The organism is Streptomyces sp. a15, from assembly GCF_059026085.1.
In genome coordinates, this window is sequence record NZ_JBWLKM010000023.1 from 81,264 (window position 1) to 99,710 (window position 18,447).

At 70.2% G+C, this 18,447-nt stretch carries 16 protein-coding genes; 10 read left to right on the top strand and 6 right to left on the bottom strand.

Annotated elements, in window-relative coordinates; translation table 11 throughout:
* The first annotated feature begins 453 nt into the window (after positions 1-453).
* The gene (locus AC5P09_RS23950) at positions 454-1,416 is read left to right on the top strand and encodes a hypothetical protein (RefSeq protein ID WP_493875842.1); all 963 of its coding nucleotides are present in this window, start codon (positions 454-456) and stop codon (positions 1,414-1,416) included.
* 126 nt (positions 1,417-1,542) lie between these two features.
* Here the strand turns inward: AC5P09_RS23950 and AC5P09_RS23955 are convergent, their stop codons facing one another.
* Positions 1,543-2,421 (bottom strand): LysR family transcriptional regulator, encoded by an 879-nt coding sequence (locus AC5P09_RS23955; RefSeq protein ID WP_493875843.1) that lies wholly within the window; start codon positions 2,419-2,421, stop codon positions 1,543-1,545.
* Between the two features lie 87 nt (positions 2,422-2,508).
* Between AC5P09_RS23955 and AC5P09_RS23960 the strand changes: the two genes are divergently transcribed.
* The 3 genes from AC5P09_RS23960 (at position 2,509) to AC5P09_RS23970 (ending at position 5,337) form a co-directional block, all read left to right on the top strand.
* Entirely contained in the window at positions 2,509-3,234 is a 726-nt protein-coding gene (locus AC5P09_RS23960; protein ID WP_493875844.1) for an SDR family oxidoreductase, read from the top strand.
* Positions 3,235-3,516: 282 nt separating this feature from the next.
* Entirely contained in the window at positions 3,517-4,470 is a 954-nt protein-coding gene (locus AC5P09_RS23965) for an IS481 family transposase (protein WP_493875845.1), read from the top strand.
* Positions 4,471-4,713: 243 nt separating this feature from the next.
* Positions 4,714-5,337: an NADPH-dependent FMN reductase gene (locus AC5P09_RS23970; RefSeq protein ID WP_493875846.1), complete on the top strand. Its 624-nt coding sequence runs from the start codon at positions 4,714-4,716 to the stop codon at positions 5,335-5,337.
* Positions 5,338-5,362: 25 nt separating this feature from the next.
* On the opposite strand, the gene AC5P09_RS23975 is transcribed toward AC5P09_RS23970, so the two are convergent.
* Together AC5P09_RS23975 and AC5P09_RS23980 are read right to left on the bottom strand one after the other, a co-directional pair.
* A complete protein-coding gene (locus AC5P09_RS23975) occupies positions 5,363-6,982 on the bottom strand; it encodes an IclR family transcriptional regulator domain-containing protein (protein WP_493875847.1) in 1,620 nt (539 codons plus the stop codon).
* A 172-nt stretch (positions 6,983-7,154) separates the two neighbouring features.
* Positions 7,155-8,432 carry a M6 family metalloprotease domain-containing protein gene (locus tag AC5P09_RS23980; RefSeq protein ID WP_493875848.1) on the bottom strand — a complete coding sequence of 426 codons (1,278 nt, stop codon included), beginning with the start codon at positions 8,430-8,432 and terminating at the stop codon, positions 7,155-7,157.
* A gap of 263 nt (positions 8,433-8,695) precedes the next feature.
* On the opposite strand from AC5P09_RS23980, the gene AC5P09_RS23985 reads away from it, so the two are divergent.
* Positions 8,696-9,340, top strand: a complete 645-nt coding sequence (locus AC5P09_RS23985) for a TetR/AcrR family transcriptional regulator (protein WP_493875849.1) — start codon at positions 8,696-8,698, stop codon at positions 9,338-9,340.
* A 210-nt stretch (positions 9,341-9,550) separates the two neighbouring features.
* Positions 9,551-11,059 (top strand): MFS transporter, encoded by a 1,509-nt coding sequence (locus AC5P09_RS23990; RefSeq protein WP_493875850.1) that lies wholly within the window; start codon positions 9,551-9,553, stop codon positions 11,057-11,059.
* Positions 11,060-11,153: 94 nt separating this feature from the next.
* On the opposite strand, the gene AC5P09_RS23995 is transcribed toward AC5P09_RS23990, so the two are convergent.
* On the bottom strand, positions 11,154-11,663 hold the full coding sequence (locus AC5P09_RS23995) for a MarR family winged helix-turn-helix transcriptional regulator (protein WP_493875851.1): 510 nt from the start codon (positions 11,661-11,663) through the stop codon (positions 11,154-11,156).
* A gap of 143 nt (positions 11,664-11,806) precedes the next feature.
* Between AC5P09_RS23995 and AC5P09_RS24000 the strand changes: the two genes are divergently transcribed.
* Positions 11,807-12,598, top strand: a complete 792-nt coding sequence (locus AC5P09_RS24000; protein ID WP_266448384.1) for a dioxygenase family protein — start codon at positions 11,807-11,809, stop codon at positions 12,596-12,598.
* 49 nt (positions 12,599-12,647) lie between these two features.
* Here the strand turns inward: AC5P09_RS24000 and AC5P09_RS24005 are convergent, their stop codons facing one another.
* Positions 12,648-13,166 carry a GNAT family N-acetyltransferase gene (locus AC5P09_RS24005; RefSeq protein ID WP_493875852.1) on the bottom strand — a complete coding sequence of 173 codons (519 nt, stop codon included), beginning with the start codon at positions 13,164-13,166 and terminating at the stop codon, positions 12,648-12,650.
* Positions 13,167-13,337: 171 nt separating this feature from the next.
* Between AC5P09_RS24005 and AC5P09_RS24010 the strand changes: the two genes are divergently transcribed.
* Positions 13,338-14,333, top strand: a complete 996-nt coding sequence (locus AC5P09_RS24010; RefSeq protein ID WP_266438121.1) for a sigma-70 family RNA polymerase sigma factor — start codon at positions 13,338-13,340, stop codon at positions 14,331-14,333.
* 497 nt (positions 14,334-14,830) lie between these two features.
* On the top strand, positions 14,831-15,514 hold the full coding sequence (locus AC5P09_RS24015) for a TetR/AcrR family transcriptional regulator (RefSeq protein WP_493875853.1): 684 nt from the start codon (positions 14,831-14,833) through the stop codon (positions 15,512-15,514).
* A gap of 197 nt (positions 15,515-15,711) precedes the next feature.
* Here AC5P09_RS24015 and AC5P09_RS24020 read toward each other — a convergent pair whose 3' ends face one another.
* The gene (locus tag AC5P09_RS24020; protein ID WP_493875854.1) at positions 15,712-16,707 is read right to left on the bottom strand and encodes a helix-turn-helix transcriptional regulator; all 996 of its coding nucleotides are present in this window, start codon (positions 16,705-16,707) and stop codon (positions 15,712-15,714) included.
* A gap of 63 nt (positions 16,708-16,770) precedes the next feature.
* Between AC5P09_RS24020 and AC5P09_RS24025 the strand changes: the two genes are divergently transcribed.
* On the top strand, positions 16,771-18,291 hold the full coding sequence (locus AC5P09_RS24025) for an MFS transporter (protein ID WP_493875855.1): 1,521 nt from the start codon (positions 16,771-16,773) through the stop codon (positions 18,289-18,291).
* Positions 18,292-18,447 lie beyond the last annotated feature (156 nt).

An 18,447-nucleotide genomic window follows, 5' to 3' on the forward strand; every position in this document is an offset into this window, starting at 1 on the left:
ACTCGCATCGAAGCCGAGGACCACAACGTCCTTACCTGGAGCACAGCTCGCCCCTAGTGGCGGCAACTGCGGTGTCGCCACCAGCTCGTAGGGCTGATAGTGCGAGCGTGCTGCGCCAGAGCCCGCTCATTTCCCGCGGCGCGAGTCAGACACGATTGGAGCCCAGTATCCAGCGTGTATCTCCCGTCTCCTCAGCAACGCTCCACGAGGCGAGGACTCATGCGGCCGCCAATTGATCGAGAAGCAAGGGGAGCGCTGCAACGCGTCAGCCGCATTGCGCGCCAGGTGCTCCGGTGATGCCGTCCCTCGATTCTCTCCAGTGATGGTGTGTGCCATCAGGGAGGAAGCGGCGAGCCGGGGGAAGCGGCGCAGATCCTTCCCGAGGCCCTACACCCAGTGGCACAGGAGGGCGGAACCCCGTCCAACCACGGGTGCCGGGCCCCCGTCACCTGGGTGCAGCACACCGCATCCGGAACCTGGCGTCACCTCCTCAACCCGGCGCAGGCCAAGGACGGTTACCGATCGGTCGACTGGCGGGCCTCCGCCACCACGCTCGCCGACCTCGCGGCGAGGTTCGCCGAGACGGCTGCCCGTGCCCTTCCTTTCTGGGAGGCCGAAGACCGTTACTCGGCCACCAATGCGGACGAGGTGGCCTGGGTACGTGACATGTTGCTCCACCTTCCGACGGTCACCGAGGACGTCAAGGCCGGGGTCCGCCCGATCGTCCGGCATGCGCGCAAACGACTGAACCCTCGCCATCCCGGCCTTCAGCCGCGTTACGACCAGCGCCGCGAGATCGAGGAGATCCTCGACATCATCGAGCGTGTCCTTGCCGACCCGCCGTCGTCTGTCGGCACGGATCGCCGCCGAAGCGCACTCGGCGCCCCGGGCGAGGTGACCGTGCGCGAACTGGCCGGCGTCCAGGCACAGGCGCTGACTGAGTACCTGGACCGGCACCCCGGTGACGACTCCCTCGTCGAGAAGGCACTCCTCGCCTGTGCCGCGAGCGGGCATCGGTCCGACGACGACTTCGAGGACGTACTGCGTCGGCATGGTTCCCCGGACACGGTGCTTCTCCGTCTCACCGAGGGCCTGCGCGGGGATCTCGGTGGCGGGCCGTCGTGGCGCGAGGCCTGGACCCGCCTGGTCCTGGCCAGACCGGACATCAGGCCGGAACTGGTACGTGCCCTCCCGGCTTGGTCAGCGCTGCGCGCCCGGGGAGGCCGTCACGGACGCGCACATCCGTCAGTGGTCTCCGCGGTACGTGATGCCCTGGGCGCCGATCAGGACACGTGGGACCGTTTCGCGAACTGCCCAGCCACCTACTCCGGGCCGACAGCCTGGCTGCACCTCGGCGATCTGCTGGACGCTGCTGCCACGGGAGGGCCTTGGCCGAAGCCACCGGGCAGCCGATGAGTGGCAGCCGAGCGTGGGGGACGCGTTTCCTGGCGGCAGGCTAGGTGTTCTGTTCACAGAGGTTGGTGACGATATAACTCTGATTGGCCTCCCGTTGACCTCCGCGGAGTCGGGTGGCGAGGAGGTTCAGGGCGTGGGCGCAGTTGGTGGGCTGTTGCGAAGCTCGGCCGCGGCTCGGGCCAGTGCGGCGAGGGCCGATGAGTGGTGGCCAGCTGGCCATGCGAGCACGGTTGCGATGTCCGGGGCGTCGACGACGGGCACCGCGACATGGTCGGGCCACTGCCAGGCGCGGCTGGAGGCAGGGATGACGAGCAGGGTCTTGCCGAGCGCGACGAGCTGAGCGAGTTGTGACTGGGTGTGCACCTCTGGCCCGGGGCCGTCGGGGTAGGAGCCGTCGAGCCGGGGCCATCGGGCGATGGGAAGGTCAGGCACGTTGCCGACGTCCGCGAGGGTGAGCTGGGGACGTGCGGCGAGCGGGTGTCCCGACGGGAGGAGGGCGACTTGGCCTTCGGTGCAGAGGTCTTCGGTATCGAACCCGGCCAGGTCATCGACCGGCCGGTGCATGAGGGCCACATCCGCGCGCCCGCTGCGCAGGTACCGTGCCTGCTCACCGACCTCGCAAAGGACGACTTCGACCGGTGCCGTATCGGTGTCGGCTGCCCACGAGGCGAGGAGCCGTTGCAGCAGCTCGTGTGATGCGCCGGATTTTGTCACCAGTACCAGCGGCCGCTGGAGATCCGCTGCCCGCCGGGTCCGGCGCGCGGCAGCCGCGACCGCATCGAGGGACACCCGGGCTTCGCGCAGCAACACCTCGCCGGCGCCGGTGAGGGCCACCCCCCGTCGATCCCGGTCCAGAAGCTGGACACCGAGCCGACGTTCCATCTGCTGGATGGCGCGCGACAGCGGTGGCTGCGCTATCCCGAGCCGCTGGGCCGCGCGCCCGAAGTGCAGCTCCTCGGCGACCGCAACGAAGTACCGCAGCTCACGGGTCTCCAGGTCGTCCATGCGCATAGCCTATCCACCTCGTGATACCTGCCGGGTATCACAGCGTACTTGATCGATATTGGACGAAACGGACGCCCCGCGCTGAGCATGGTCAGCGTGAACAACACCAAGACAGCGCTGGTCACCGGCGCGAACAAGGGAATCGGCTTCGCCATCGCTCAGGGCCTCGGAACCCTTGGCTTCACCGTCGCCGTGGGGGCGCGTGACGACGCCCGACGAGAGGAGGCCGTGGAGCGGTTGCGTGCCACAGGAATAGATGCGTTCGGAGTCGCGCTCGATGTCACCTCCGACGACAGTGTCGCCGCAGCGGCCGCGAGCATCGAGAAGGAAGCCGGGCGACTCGACCTCCTCGTCAACAATGCAGGAATCTCCGGCCGGTTCGAGGACGGGGCGCAGGATCCCACGACCCTCGACCTCGATGTCCTGCGCACAGTCCTGGAGACGAACGTGTTCGGGGTTGTACGGGTAACGAACGCGATGCTCCCGCTGCTCAGCCGTGCCGCCTCGCCCCGGATCGTCAACATGTCCAGCAACATGGGCTCGCTGACGCTGCAGACCGGCCCGGTCATGGCCGCCTACGCACCCTCCAAGTCGATGCTCAACAGCGTCACAGCACAGTACGCCCGCCGATTCGCTGACACGAACATCATCGTGAACGTGGCATGCCCCGGGTACGTCGCAACCGACTTCACCGGATTCGCCGGGGAACGAACACCCGAGCAGGGCGCCGCGATCGCCCTTCGCCTCGCCACCCTGCCCGACGACGGCCCCCGAGGCGGCTTCTTCGACGACGAGGGAGCCGTCGCCTGGTAACTCTGCGCGCGCGAGAGCGCCGAGGTGGCAGTGGGCGCGCCACGCACCCGCCAGGAACTGGGGTGGACCCCACACCACACGGACATGCTCAGCATGATCGGCGAGCCCCGTCTGAGAGAGCTGGCGACCCGCGAATAGCGCACGCGTTCCGCGCGAGCCCACCCACGTCTTCACAACCCGCCAGCGAACCTCACCACTTGCCGGCGCCCATCCAACGGCCGGGTGCACGAGACATCACTCGTGCACCCGGCCATCGTCATCTTCTGAGCCAGAAAGACCCGCATGGTCCACCGCAACGCACCCCTGACCGAGACCGGCCGCCTGCGCCTGGCGCAGTGCGTCGTCGACGACCAATGGCCACTCCGCCGCGCGGCGGAACGCTTCCAAGTCTCACCCACCACAGCGAAACGGTGGGCCGACCGCTACCGCGAGCAGGGACCCGCCGGGATGACGGATCGCTCCAGCCGCCCGCACCTCAGCCCGCGTCAAACGCCGACCCGCACCGAGCGGCGCATCATCAAAGTCCGCGTCCTGCACCGCTGGGGACCAGCCCGCATCGCCTACCTGCTCGGCCTCAATCCCTCCACCGTGCACCGAGTACTTACCCGATACCGGATCGTCCGGCTGTCGCACCTGGACCGCGCGACGGGCCGTGTCATCCGACGCTACGAGCACGCCGCACCAGGCGACTTGATACATGTCGACATCAAGAAGCTCGGCAACATCCCCAACGGCGGCGGCCATCAAGTGCTGGGCCGCCAAGCCGGTCGCAAGAACCGGATCGGCGGGGGCTACAGCTACCTCCACAACGCCGTCGACGACCATTCCCGCCTGGCCTACAGCGAGATCCTCGCCGACGAGAAGAAGGAGACCGCCTCCGCGTTCTGGACCCGGGCGCAGAACTTCTTCGGCCAGGCCGGAATCACCGTCCAGCGCGTCCTGACCGACAACGGCTCCTGCTACCGCTCACGCACCTGGGCCAACACACTGGCCGACGCAGGGATCACCCACAAACGCACCCGCCCCTACCGCCCACAGACCAACGGGAAAGTCGAACGCTTCAACCGCACCCTCCTCGACGAATGGGCCTACGCCAAGCCCTACCTCAGCGAGCAGGAACGCCGCGACGCGTACCCCGGCTGGCTCCATACCTACAACCATCACCGGAGACACACCGCCCTGAAGGGGCTGCCACCCGCTAGCCGCGTCCCTAACCTCTCGGGTCAGTACAGCTAGGACACATCCTGGCCTGCAGCGATCAACCGAGCGTTTCCGAATCGAGGGCTGTGCGTTCCGGAGCGATCTCCTGGCCACCCGCTGACCTGCGGCGACGGAGTTTTCTACAAGCCCCACGAAGGCGACGGCGTAAGTGTAGCGGGTGGGGCTGGTCCTTCAGTGGTGGGCGGGGGGAAGGGGTGGGGGTCGAGGCGGTGGGGTGGGCTTGACCTCAAGTTAAGTCGAGGTTCTACGTTCTGGTTCATGCCTCAGACTGCGCCGAACATCACGGCTGACACCGACCCGTCCCCCCTCAAGATCGGCATCCTCATCGGCAGCGCCCGCGCCGGCCGCTTCGCCGACAAGGTCGCTCCCTGGTTCATCGACGAGGTGCGGAAGCGGGACGACATGGAAGTTCATGTGATCGATCTGGCCGAGCCGGCCCTCGTCGACGAGCTCAGGCTCTCCTTCGAGCGGGGCGGCGGTGGCGGGGACGGGGTCCCGGGGCTTGCGCGGCGGATCGGGGAGGTCGACGGGGTCGTCGTGATCACGCCGGAGTACAACCATGGTTACCCGGCCTCCCTCAAGCTGGCCATCGACTACGTGTACGGCGAGTGGCGGGCCAAGCCGGTCGGGTTCGTGTCGTACGGCGGGATGGCCGGCGGGCAGCGGGCCGTGGAGCAGTTGCGGCAGGTCTTCGCCGAGCTGCATGCCGTCACGGTGCGCGACACCGTCAGTTTTCACATGGCCTGGGAGCGGTTCGACGAGCGCGGTCGGCCGTACGACGAGGAGGGCACCGCCAAGGCCGCTGCCGTGCTGTTGGACCAGCTCGCCTGGTGGGGGCTGACCCTTCGGGAGGGGCGGGCCGTCCGGCCGTACGACGGCTGAGGCACCGAAGAGCGGCGAGCCGTCGTCACGACAGCGCCACCCGCGTGAACTGCCCCGCCACCCTCAGATCCCCCTCGATCCGGTCCGCCGTCGCCCTCAGCTCCGGCAGGATCTCCCGCACGATCTCCTCAACCGTCCGACGCGCGGCGTGCAGCGCCACGTTCGTCGCCGCGACCGCCCGGCCCGTGCGGTCGCGGATCGGGACCGCGATGGAGCGCAGGCCCTTCTCCAGCTCCTCGTCGACCAGGGCGTAGCCCGATTCCCGCACGTCCTCCAGCAACACCCGGCCCAGTGCCGTCGCCGCCGCCGGCAGCCGCGTGCCGATCGTGATGTCGGCGCTCAGCACGCGGCTCGCGTTCGCGCGGGCCGTGTACTGGATCTCCTCGCCGGATGCGGTCAGGACCGCCAGTGACGCGGACTCGTGGACCCGGGCCGACAGGTCCGCGAGGTGTGGGGTCGCGATGCGGGAGAGGGACGTACGGGACAGGGGCGGGAAGCCCAGGGACAGTACGCGGGGCGTCAGCCTGAACGTCCGCTGCGTGCTGCCCGGCGTCACCAGGCCCAGGTGCTCGTACGTGATCAGCGCCCGCCGGGCCGTCGCCCGGGCCAGCCCCGTCGCCTTCGCCACGTCCGTGAGCGTCAGCTCGGCCCGGCCCTCGCCGAAGGCGGTCAGGACGGTGAGGCCGCGGGCGAGGGACTCGACGAACTCCCTGCCGAGTTCGTGCTTCGACGCTCCCGTCCAGGCCGCCAGGCCGGACGGGATCACCGTCGTCTCCACCGTCGTCCGGCTCAGCTCCCTCTCCAACTCCCCTTCCATCTCCGCCACCGCCGCCCGCAGCCGCGGCAGCAGCGTCTCGCGCAGGTCCGCCGCCGAGTGCCGGCTCGTGTGGCTCACCACGCTCGCCACGCAGGCGATCCGACCGGTACGGGGATGCCGTACGGGGACGGACACCGCCACCAGCCCCGGCTCGATCAACTGGTCGTCCAGCGCCCAGCCGTTCTCGCGCGCCAGCGCCACCCCCCGTACGAACTCCTCATCCGTACCCGCCCGTTCACGCGCCGGTACGGCCGGAAAGCCCCGGTCCTCCGGGTCCGCCGCCCGGCGTGCGTGCCAGCCCTGCCAGTCGGCCTCCGTCCATTCCGTCGCGAACAGCGGGCCGGGCGCGGTGCGTTCGGCCGGCAGCAGGTCGCCGATGCGGAAGCTGAGGGACATGGCGCGGCGGCGGGTGGCCTGGTGGATGAAGCGGATGCCGTCGCGGTCGCCGACGGCCAGGGACACCGACTCGTCCAGCTCGTCGGCGAGGGTGTCCGCGCGGGCGTCGAGCAGCGCCGGCAGACGCAGGGCGGCCAGATAGGCGTTGCCGAGTTCCATCAGGCGGGGGGTCAGGATCACGTCCCGGCCGTCGAGACGGACGTATCCCATGCGGGCGAGGGTGGAGGCGATCCGGTCGACCGTGGAACGGGCGAGGCCGGTGGCCCGTTCCAGCCCGCTCGCGCTCATCGTCCCGTCCGCCTCGGTGAGCCGCCGCAGCACACCGACCCCCCGGATCAGCGGGGCGACCGCCTCGGCGGGCACGGCGGGGGAGTCGGCCGACGGTACGGCGTCCCAGGACGTCCAGGACGTCACGGTCGTCTCAGCGGGCATCGGGTCTCCGGTACGGCGGTCGGGTCGGGCCAACCGTAATCCGGTACGGCGGTCAGGACGGCCAACCGTAATCCCGTACGGCGGTCAGGACGGCCAACCGTAATCCCGTACGGCGGTCAGGGCAGCCCCACCGTAATCCGGAGTCCGCATCCGGAGTCCGCAGAGGCATCGCCTACCCACGACTCACCCGCACCCGGTGTTCCTCCGAAAGCTCCGCCCCCGCCACCGCGATCCGCACCCCCCGCCGCACATCCCGGAACTCCTCCCCGGGGACGAACGGCGCGTCCGACAGCTCCGCGTGGACGTTCGGGCTGCGCGTGCAGCCGCCGCTGTCGCGGTGGGAGTCGTAGACCGTGACCGGGCCCCGGCCGGTGTCGACGTCCGCGTCGACCTTGTAGATCAGGATGCCGGGACGGCAGACCGTCTCGTCGTTGCCCTCGCGGGTGCGCAGTTCGACGGCGTAGCCGGTGCGGCGGTCGAGGGGGACGAAGACGAGTTTCGCGCCGCCGGAGCGGGCCAGCGGGGTGAGCGTGTACTCCGTCGTCCCGGGTGTCGAGGCGCAGTTCACCTGGGTCGCGTCGAGCCAGCCCAGTTTCCACTTGTGCCAGCCGAGGAGGTCGTTGTTGGTGCCCCAGTCCTCGCTCATGATGTCCCAGTGGCCGACCGCGCCCCCGCCCTCCTGGGTGTAGAGGTCGGGCAGGCCGAAGACATGGCCGTTCTCGTGGGGGAGGACGCGGTAGCCGGTGCGGTCGTAGGAGCCGGAGCCGTCGTCCTGGCGGGAGTAGACGAACGAGGCGTTGGCGACGGGGACGCCGTCCGCGACCGGGGCCTCCACGTTGCCCGCGAAGGTCACCGACAGGACGGTGTCCAGGGCGGAGGGGCCGGCGTTCGGGGTCACCAGGACGTTGAGGAAGTCGTACGTCCGGAAGTCCACCTGGGGATCGGCCGCGGCCACGATGTCCTGGACCAGCTGCCGGTAGCCGGGGTCGAAGGGGGCGCCGCGGTCTATGTCGTACGCCCGGAAGGGCTTGGGCATGCGCAGCCAGTCGGGGAGGGGGGTTTCCGGGCGGTAGTCGAGGCGGCCGTAGGAGCTGGTGCGGAACCATTCCCGGGTCTGCGGGAAGAACTCGTGGAAGCGGTCGAGGGCGCTGCCCGCACCGGGGGCGTCGGAGAAGTCGACCATCAGGGTGAGGGCGCGGACGGTGCCGGTGGAGCGGGAGTAGCCGCCGGGGGTGGGGACGCCCTCGGACATCTGGACCGTGGGGCCGCCGCTGATCATGCAGGGGCCGTGCGCGGAGGTGCGGGCCAGGGCGATCGGCCCGGCGCCGGCCGTCGTGGTGCCCGGCGTGAGGTGTCCCGTGCCGGCCGACGTGCTGACGGCGAGGGTCAGCGCGGTCACGGACGCGAGGGCGGCCACGCGGCGCGGGCGTATCCGACGGCTCGGCTGCATGCATGGCCCCTTCGGTCCGCGGCAGCCGGTGCTCTGGAGTCCGAAGCTGCGCCCTTTCGATCACCCTGTGGCGAGGGATTCGGGGGCGCGCGCTGGAGGAGCCCGAACGTGGGTTTCTCGCCCGGGGGTTACGTGACTCAGGTCACACGGAATGTTCCGGTGAGCGGGAAATAACCGGGGACCACTTCCCCGTTTAGCCATGTGTCCGAGCGAAACGGGGAGCACTTCCCCGGATCGCACACCAACAGCCTCTGGAGTACGCCGTGGAGACCGCCACCCCCGTGCGCCGCAAGGCGCCCCGGCCGCGCGCCGACGCCCTGCGCAACAGGGAGCGGATCGTCACCGCCGCCCGGGTGATGTTCACCGAGTTCGGCCCCGACGTGCCGCTCGACGAGATCGCCCGCCGGGCCGGCGTCGGCAACGCCACGGTGTACCGCAACTTCCCGGACCGTGACGCCCTCGTCCGCGAGGTCGTCTGCTCGATCATGGACCGCACGGCGGAGGCGGCCGAGCAGGCGCTCGCCGAGACCGGCGACGCCTTCGGAGCGCTGGAGCGCTTCGTGCACGTCGCCGCCGACGAGCGGATCAGCGCGCTGTGCCCGATGGTCGCCACCACCTTCGACCGGTACCACCCGGACCTGGAGGCGGCGCGCGAGCGGCTCGAGGGCATCATCGACGCGCTCATGGACCGCGCCAAGGTGGCCGGGCAGCTCCGCACCGACGTGGGTGTCGGCGACGTGATGGTCGTCGTGGCCCAGCTCAGCCGGCCTCCGGCCGGGACCGGATGCGAAAGCGCCGACCGCTTCGTACACCGACACCTGCAGCTGCTCCTGGACGGACTGCGGGCACCCGCCCGCTCCACCCTGCCGGGATCGGCCGTGACCATGGAGGACCTGCGGCAGTCCTGACCGATTAGTTCAGCACTCCCCACGAGTCATCGCACAAGCAAGCAATTACAGGGACTCAGTCGCCCCACCGGCTCGGTCATCACACCGAACTTCGGCCGTCACCGTCGACGAGCCGCTCTCCTTGGACGCCTTTTCCCGTCAATACGTCTCTTTCCACTTCCACCACTACGTCCCGAATTTCCGTCACGAAGTCCCGGAGTGGGTACTCCCATGTCTGAAACAGCACACGCAAACCGCTGGAAAGCGCTGACGTTCATCGCGCTCGCTCAGCTGATGGTCGTCCTCGACGCGACCATCGTGAACATCGCCCTGCCGTCCGCACAGCAGGACCTGGGCATCTCCGACGGCAACCGGCAGTGGGTCATCACGGCCTACGCCCTCGCCTTCGGCGGTCTGCTGCTCTTCGGCGGCCGCATCGCCGACCTGTGGGGCCGCAAGCGCACCTTCGTCGCCGGTCTGGTCGGCTTCGCCGCCGCCTCCGCGCTCGGCGGGGCGGCCACCAACGAGGCGATGATGCTCGGCGCCCGCGCCCTGCAGGGTGCGTTCGGCGCGCTGCTCGCGCCCGCCGCGCTCTCGCTGCTCGCCGTGATGTTCACGGAGCCCAAGGAGCGCGCCAAGGCGTTCGGCATCTACGGCGCGATCGCCGGTGGCGGCGGCGCCGTGGGCTTCATCCTCGGCGGCCTGCTCACCGAGTACCTCGACTGGCGCTGGACGTTCTTCGTGAACATCCCGTTCGCGGTCGTCGCGGCCGCGGGCGCGTACTTCGTCATCCGTGAGCCGGCCGGCGGCCGCAACCGTTCGCCGCTCGACATCCCGGGCGTCGTCCTGTCCATCCTCGGTCTGGTCACGCTGGTCTACGCCTTCACCCGCGCCGAGTCCGACGGCTGGGGCGACTCCACGACGGTCGGCCTGTTCGTCGCGTCGGTCGTGCTGCTCGCCGCGTTCGTCCTCGTCGAGTCCAAGGTCAAGGCCCCGCTGCTGCCGCTGCGCGTCATCACCGAGCGCAACCGCGGAGGCGTCTACCTCTCCCTCGGTCTCGCGATCATCGCGATGTTCGGCCTGTTCCTCTTCCTGACCTACTACCTGCAGCTCGTGCTGGGTTACTCGCCGGTCAAGACCGGCCTCGCCTTCCTGCCGATGATCGGCGGCATGATGGTGGGCTCCACGCAGATCGGCACCCGCCTGATGACCCGGGTCCCGCCGCGCCTGCTGATGGCTCCGGGCTTCCTGGTCGCCGCGGTCGGCATGCTGTTCCTCACCCAGCTGGAGCTCGGCACCTCGTACGCCGGCGTCATCCTGCCGGGAATGGTGCTGCTCGGCCTCGGCATGGGTACGGCGTTCATGCCCGCCATGTCCCTGTCCACGCACGGTGTCGAGCCGCGTGACTCCGGTGTCGCCTCCGCGATGGTCAACACCTCGCAGCAGGTGGGCGGCGCGATCGGTACGGCCCTGCTGAACACGATCGCCGCCTCGGCGACGACCGCGTACATCAAGGACCACATCGGCGGCGCCGGTTCCCAGGCCCAGCAGCAGCTGGTCCAGCTGGAGGGCCAGGTGCACGGGTACACCAACGCGATCTGGTTCGCCGTCGGCATCCTGGTCCTGGCCGCGGTGGTCGCCGCGACCTTCATCAACACCGGCAAGCCGGGCTCCACCACGGTGACCGGCTCCGGCGAAGGCGCCGAGGACGAGCTGCCGATCCCGGTGATCGCGCACTGACGGCGGCCGTCCGGTCGTACCCCTTCGGGCCATCTGTACGTACGGGGAGGGGACGCCCCGTACGTACGTCCCACCGGACCTGCCCTGGCTGCCCTCAGCGGAGCCAGGGCAGGTCCGCACCCGCTTCGTTCGGCTGAAGTCCCTCGGCGACGATCTCCATGATCTCGCCGAGGGACTTCTGCTGTTCGGGGGTGAGCCGGTCGAAGACCGCGTTGCGTACGGCCGCGACATGGCCCGGCGCGGCCTGCTCCAGCATCTCCCGGCCCTGGTCCGTCAGCACTGCGAACTGGCCGCGCTTGTCGGAGGGGCAGTCCTCGCGGCGGACCCAGCCGTTCTTCTCCAGGCGGGCCACGGCGTGCGAGAGGCGGGAGCGGGTGATCTTCGCGTGCATGGCCAGCTCGGTCATGCGCAGCCGCCGGTGCGGGGACTCGGCGAGCTTGACGAGGAGGCCGTAGTAGGTGTGCGGCATCCCCGCGTCGCGCTGGAGCTGGCGGTCCATGTGGTCTTCGAGGAGCGTGGTGGCGTGGACGTAGGCGCGCCAGACGCGCTGCTCCTCTTCGGTGAGCCAACGTGGCTCTTCAGCGGGTGCGGATGCCGTGTTCATGTACTCCACTGTACGAGGGCTCTTCTTGAATCTTAAACAAGTAGGACGTAGAGTCGTGATGTAGAAAGCTTAAAAGTTGAAGCAAGTGGAGCTTCACACTTGAAGCAGTGACCCAGGCACGACCCACGGAGGAGCCGCCCGCCATGTCCGCCGCCACCCAGGAGCGCATGCCCGCCCTCTACCTCAGCCACGGGGCCCCGCCCCTGGCCGACGACCCGATCTGGCCCGGCGAACTCGCCGCCTGGTCGGCGGGCCTGCCGCGCCCCAAGGCGATCCTCATGGTCTCCGCCCACTGGGAGGAGGCCCCGCTCGCCCTCGGCGCCGTCCGGCCCGTCCCCCTCGTCTACGACTTCTGGGGCTTCCCCGAGCACTACTACCAGGTGACGTACGACGCTCCCGGCGCCCCCGAACTCGCCGAATCCGTACGGAAGTTGCTGCGCGCGCCCGGCATCCCCGTCCAGGACATCCCGGACCGCGGCCTCGACCACGGCGCCTACGTCCCGCTGGTCGAGATGTTCCCCGAGGCCGACATCCCGGTGCTCCAGATCTCCATGCCGACCCTCGACCCGGTCCGCCTCATGGAGATCGGCCGCAAGCTCGCGCCGCTGCGCGACGAGGGCGTGCTGATCGTCGGCTCCGGCTTCTTCACCCACAACCTGGCCGCCCTGCGGCACACCGGCCCGGGCGTGCCGACCTGGTCCTCCGAGTTCGACGACTGGGGCCGCCGCGCCCTGGAGACCCGCGACTGGGACGCCCTGCTCGACTTCCTGCACAAGGCCCCGGCCGGCCGGTACGCCCACCCGCGCACCGAGCACTTCGCGCCGCTGTTCGTGACCATGGGCGCGGCGGACGTGGCCGGTGAGATGGACACGCAGAAGTCGGTGATCGACGGGTTCTGGATGGGGATGGCGAAGCGGTCGGTGCAGTTCGGCTGACCTGAAGGGCGTTTCGGCTCGAGGCCGCTACAGCTCCTTCTCGAGGCCGCTACAGCTCCTTCTCGTACCAGGCCACGTCCCAGTAGCGGCCGAACTTCCGGCCCACCTCCTGGTACGTGCCGACGTGCCGGAACCGGAAACGCTCGTGCAGCCGCCTCGACGCCTCGTTGGGCTGGGCGATGCCCGCGTAGGCGCGGTGCACGTCCTCGCCGGACAGGGCCTCGAAGAGCGCCTTGTAGAGGAGCGTGCCGATACCGTGGCCGCCCGCGTGCGGGGCGAGGTAGACGGTGACCTCCACGGAGGTGGAGTAGGCGGGCTTCGCGCGGTAAGGGCTGGATGTGGCGTAACCCAGAATCTCCTGTGTGTCCGCCCGGGTGGCAACCTTCAGGCGATACGGGCCGTCTTCAGGGTGGGAGAGCAGCCAAGGGCGGCGCTCTTCCGGAGTGAAGACCGCGGTATCGAATGTGATGGGCGTCTCCAGAACGTAGTAGTTGTAGATGTCGGTGAGGGCTGTGAGGTCGCTTTCGACTCCAGGCCTGACCTGCACCTCAATACGTTCCGACGCCATCGTGCCTCCTCGTGTGGCCAGGCAGGGTACTGCATGATCAGAAAAATAGTGGGGTGGGTTGGGAATTCTGTCCGGATTCCAGTCGTTGTTTCCATCGGAAGCAGGGCACCCGAGGAGAGTGCCCAGCGTCCAAGGACCACCCGCTGACCTCACCATCGCAAGGGAGCACGCATGGCAACCCGTGCCGTCGCCCGTCGTCAGTCCGCCACCGGCGGGACCGACGCGGCAAGCAGTGTTCGCACCCATGGCGGCGAGATCGCCGACCGCGACCTGGTCGGCATGTATCTCGACGAGATCGCGCGTACACCGCTGCTCGACGCCGCCAAGGAGGTCGAGCTGTCCCAGATCATCGAGGCGGGTGTCTTCGCACAGCAGATTCTCGACGGGGACGAAGTGGCGAAGGCGGACGCCACCCGCGAGGAGCTCGAGGCCCTGGTCGCCGAGAGCGAGCGGGCCAAGGACGTCTTCATCCGTTCCAACCTCCGCCTGGTCGTCGCCGTGGCCCGCCGCTACCCCCGCAGCGGCCTGCCCCTGCTCGACCTGATCCAGGAGGGCAACGCCGGCCTGGTGCGCGCGGTCGAGAAGTTCGACTACCGCAAGGGCTTCAAGTTCTCGACGTACGCGACCTGGTGGATCCGTCAGGCCATCACCCGCTCGATAGCGGACCAGTCGCGCACCATCCGCCTGCCCGTCCACCTGGTGGAGGAGCTGGGCCGGATCCGCCGTGTGCAGCGCGAGTTCAACCGCGAGCACGGCCGCGACCCGGAGCCCGCGGAGATCGCCGCCGAACTCGACTCGAACCCGGCCCGCGTCACGGACGTCCTGGACTGGGCCCGCGACCCGGTCTCCCTGAACATGCCGGTGGACGACGCGGGCGAGACCCAGTTCGGCGACCTCCTGGAGGACACGTCGGCGGCGTCGCCGGAGCAGTCGGTGCTCACGCTGCTGCGCAGCGAGGAACTCGACGACCTCATCGGGCGCCTCGACCAGCGCACCGCCTCCATCATCAAGATGCGGTACGGCATCGAGGACGGCCGGGAGCGCACGCTGACCGAGGTCGGCAAGGAACACGGCCTGACGCGCGAGCGGATCCGCCAGATCGAGAAGCACGCACTGCTGGAGCTGAAGAAGCTGGCGCGGGACACCGGGTTCGACGCGGCGGCGTGACCGTCCCGGGCGGGCGCGGCGCCGGGAGGCGTACGACTGGGGGTGCCGCGCACGCCGGGTGGCGAAAGACAGCGCAAACATGGCGTTGTAACGCCGCTTCAACCGGCGAAGCCCCGGGAACAAGACTTCAGGGCCCAGGAGTTCGAGCGGGCCGGGACCCGTCCCGCCGCCGCCTCCATGCCCTGCCGACCCACCGAGCGGCCTCCGGGCCGCTGCGACCCACCGAGCCACAGTCCCGACGCATACATCCCCCCGGCGCCGGGACTCTCCCGAGCCGGGCTTCGGCGCCCTCCCCCCGGGCGCCGGGGTCCGGCTCTCTCTTTGCGCAGCTCGGGCTCGCCTCCGCCTTTCCGGCCGCTGTGCCCCGGTTCTTTCCGGCCGCCGCTGCCGCCGGTTCCGTACCCGGGCAAGGTGAAAACGGCGGGCCACCCCGTACCTGAACCCCGGGGTGGCCCGCCGGATGGCAGATTCTGCCACATGGGCATACCCTGCCGAACGTGAGCAGCCCCACCCCTCGCTCGCCCGCGGCGGCGACCCCCGTCTCCCTCACCGAACGGCGCAAGGCCGCGACCCGCATGGACATCGCCCGGGCGGCTGCCCAACTCTTCGTGAAACACGGCCTGCGGGCCACCCGGGCCGAGGACATCGCCCAGGCCGCCGGCATCGCCCCGCGCACCTTCTACCGCTACTTCGCGACCAAGGAGGAGTCCGTCGCCCCGCTCTACGCGGCGGGCGCCCAGCTCTGGGCCGAGGCGGTACGCCAGGCACCCGCCGGCCTGTCCGTGCCGCAGGCCCTGGAGCACGCGGTCCGGCACACGTTGATGCCGGGCGCCGGAGTGTCGGCGGCGTCCTGGGAGTGGGTGCGCACCCTGATCCGGCTGGCGGAGGCGAGCCCGAGTCTGCGCAAGGTGTGGGCGGAGGTCTGCCTGGCGGGGGAGCGGACGCTGGCCGAGGTGCTGGCGGAGCGGCTCACGCCGGGCGACGACAACGTTGCCGGTTCTCTACCCGCCCGGCCCCACCTGCGCTTCGCCGCCGCCGTGGCAAGTGCCGCCGTACGTACGGCCGTTGAGGCATGGGCCACCGGGGACGCCCCGGCCTCCGGACCGGCGGGACCGGCGGGACTGGCGCTGCGCAATCTCGGGGCGCTGGGGGAGTTCCCGTGGGAGGGGCGCCGGGGCTGAACGGACGCGCCCGCCGGACCGCGGTCAGGCCGGGGCCTCCGGGGCCTCCGGGTTCGACTGTCCTCCGGACCGCGGTCAGGCCGGGGTCGCCGGGGCCTCCGGGTTCTCCGGGTTCGACTGTCCTCCGGACCGCGGTCAGGCCGGGGTCGCCGGGTCCTCCGGGTTCGACTGTCCTCCGAACCGCGGTCAGTCCGCGGTCAGGCCGGGGCCTCCGGGTTCTCCTGGTCCTCCGGGTCCGACCCCGCCCGAACCATCCGCGCGCCCAACTCCCGTACGTACCGCGCGAGTTCCCCGGGCTCCTGCACGGTGAAGTCGAACCCCAGCATCGCCAGTCGCACCGCCAGCCACTCCACGGACCCGGCCGAACCCCGCAACCGGCAACGCCCCTCGCCCAGCGGCTCGGGCGTCCCGAGCCAGGCCGGGACCCGGGCCGCGAGGGCCTCGGCCGGGGCGTCGAAGGTCACTGCGAAGTCGTATGTCTCCTGCTGCCCGTGGATCGAACGCCGCAGGTACTCCGCCGCGTTGCCCGTGGGCAGCTCCCGCGGGGCGAACCGTGCCCCGGTCGCGAAGGGGTCGCTCACCCGGTCGACGCGGAAGGTGCGCCAGTCGTCGCGGCCGAGGTCGTAGGCGACGAGGTACCAGCGCCGCCCGGTGGACACCAGTCGGTACGGCTCGACCACGCGTCGCGAGTCGGCCCCGTCCTTCGCGCGGTAGGCGAACCGCAGCCGCTCCCGTCCGGCGACCGTGGAGGCCATGACGGTGAGTGTCTCGGGCGCGATGCTCGCCCCGTCGCCGCTGGTCAGCGGGGTGGTCGCGGCCTGGAGGGTGGAGACGCGGTGGCGCAGCCGGGACGGCAGCACCTGTTCCAGTTTGGCCAGCGCCCGTACGGACGCCTCCTCCACGCCCTCGACCGCGTGCCCGGCGCCGGCCCGCAGGCCGACCGCGATCGCCACCGCCTCCTCGTCGTCGAGCACCAGCGGCGGCATCGCCTTGCCCGCGACGAGCCGGTAGCCGCCGTCGGCACCCTTGGTCGCCTGCACGGGATAGCCGAGCTCCCGCAGCCGGTCGATGTCCCGCCGGACCGTACGGCGGGAGACCCCGAGCCGGTCGGAGAGCTCGCCGCCGGGCCACTCGCGGGGTGTCTGGAGGAGGGAGAGAAGCTGGAGGAGCCGGGCCGGAGTGTCCGTCGTCATGAGTCCGAGGATGCCGCAGAACTAGGACATGACCTGACCTAATGCGGTCATAGCTTCTGGGACATGACCTCCACCAAGACCACACCACCGGGTGCTCAGCCCGCCGCAGGCGACCGCCGCCGCTGGCTCGCCCTCGCCATCGTGATGACCGCGGCCTTCATGGACCTTGTCGACGTCACGATCGTCAACATCGCCATCCCGTCGATCCAGGAGGAGGCCGGCGCCTCCGACAGCCAGATCCAGTGGATAACGGCGGGATACGCGCTCGCCTTCGCCGCCGGCCTGATCACCGGCGGGCGGCTCGGCGACATTCACGGCCGCAAGCGGGTGTTCCTGGTCGGCATCGGCGGCTTCACCCTCGCCTCCGCGCTGTGCGGCTTCGCCGTGAACCCGGAGATGCTGGTCGCCTCCCGGATCCTGCAGGGCGGCATGGCGGCGCTGATGGTGCCGCAGGTCCTGTCGATCGTGCACGCCACCTTCCCGGCGCACGAGCGGGGCAAGGTGTTCGGCCTCTTCGGGGCGATCGTCGGGCTGGGGGCCGTCTCCGGTCCACTGCTCGGCGCCCTGCTGACCGAGTGGAACCTGTTCGGTCTCGAGTGGCGGCCCATCTTCCTGATCAACCTGCCGGTCGGCATCGCGGGCCTGGTCCTCGGCCGCCGTTTCATCACCGAGTCCAAGGCGCCCAAGGCGCTGAAGCTGGACCTCGTCGGTGTCGCCCTCGTCACCCTCGGCATGCTGATGCTGGTCTACCCGCTCACCCGCGGGCGTGAGCTGGACTGGCCGCTGTGGGGGCACCTCTCGATGGCCGGCTCGCTCGTCGTGTTCGGCGCGCTGGTGGCGTATGAGAGGCGCAAGACGGCGCGCGACGGCTCCCCACTGATCGAACTGTCCCTGTTCAAGGTGAAGAGCTTCGCCGCCGGCATCGCGGTGCAGACCGTCTTCGGGATCGGGCTCGGCGTCTTCTTCCTGGTATGGACGCTCTACATGCAGTTCGGCCTGGGCTGGAGCCCGCTGCGGGCCGGGCTGACCGGCGTCCCGTTCTCGCTGGCCGTCTCCACGGCGGCCGGACTGTCGGTGCAGAAGCTGGTCCCGCGCTTCGGCCGCAAGGTGCTCCAGGCGGGCGCGCTGGCGATGGCGGCGGGCGTCGCGCTCTACATCTGGGAGTCGGAGCGCTACGGCCTGGGCATCGCCTCCTGGCAGATGGCACTCCCGCTGGTCGTGATGGGCGTGGGGATGGGCCTGATCGTCGCCCCGCTGACGGACGCGATCCTGTCGGAGGTCCCGCGCGAGCACTCGGGTTCGGCGTCGGGACTCCTCAACACCGTGCAGCAGATGGGGTACGCGCTGGGGCTCGGCCTGGTGTCGGTGGTCTTCTACGGCGAGATCGGCGACGACCTGCTGCCTCCCCGGCTGGGCCCGGCCTTCGTGGACGCCTTCCAGAACGCGCTGGGCTGGGTGGCCGTCGTCATGGGTGCCATCTTCCTGCTGATGTTCGCCCTGCCGAAGCGGCCGGCCCAGCATGTGGAGGGGTCCGGGCCGGAATCCGGGACGGTGGCGGAGAAGGAGCCCGCGCTCGTGTCCTGAGCCGGATGCCGCCGTGCGGCGCGCCACGACCATGAAGGGTCCGGCACCCACAGTGCCGGACCCTTCATGTGCGCCCGGCACCCACAGGTGCCGGGCCGTCTGTGTGCCCTCGACCCATACAGAAGTCCGTTCATGCCCGAATCACGTCCGAACCTG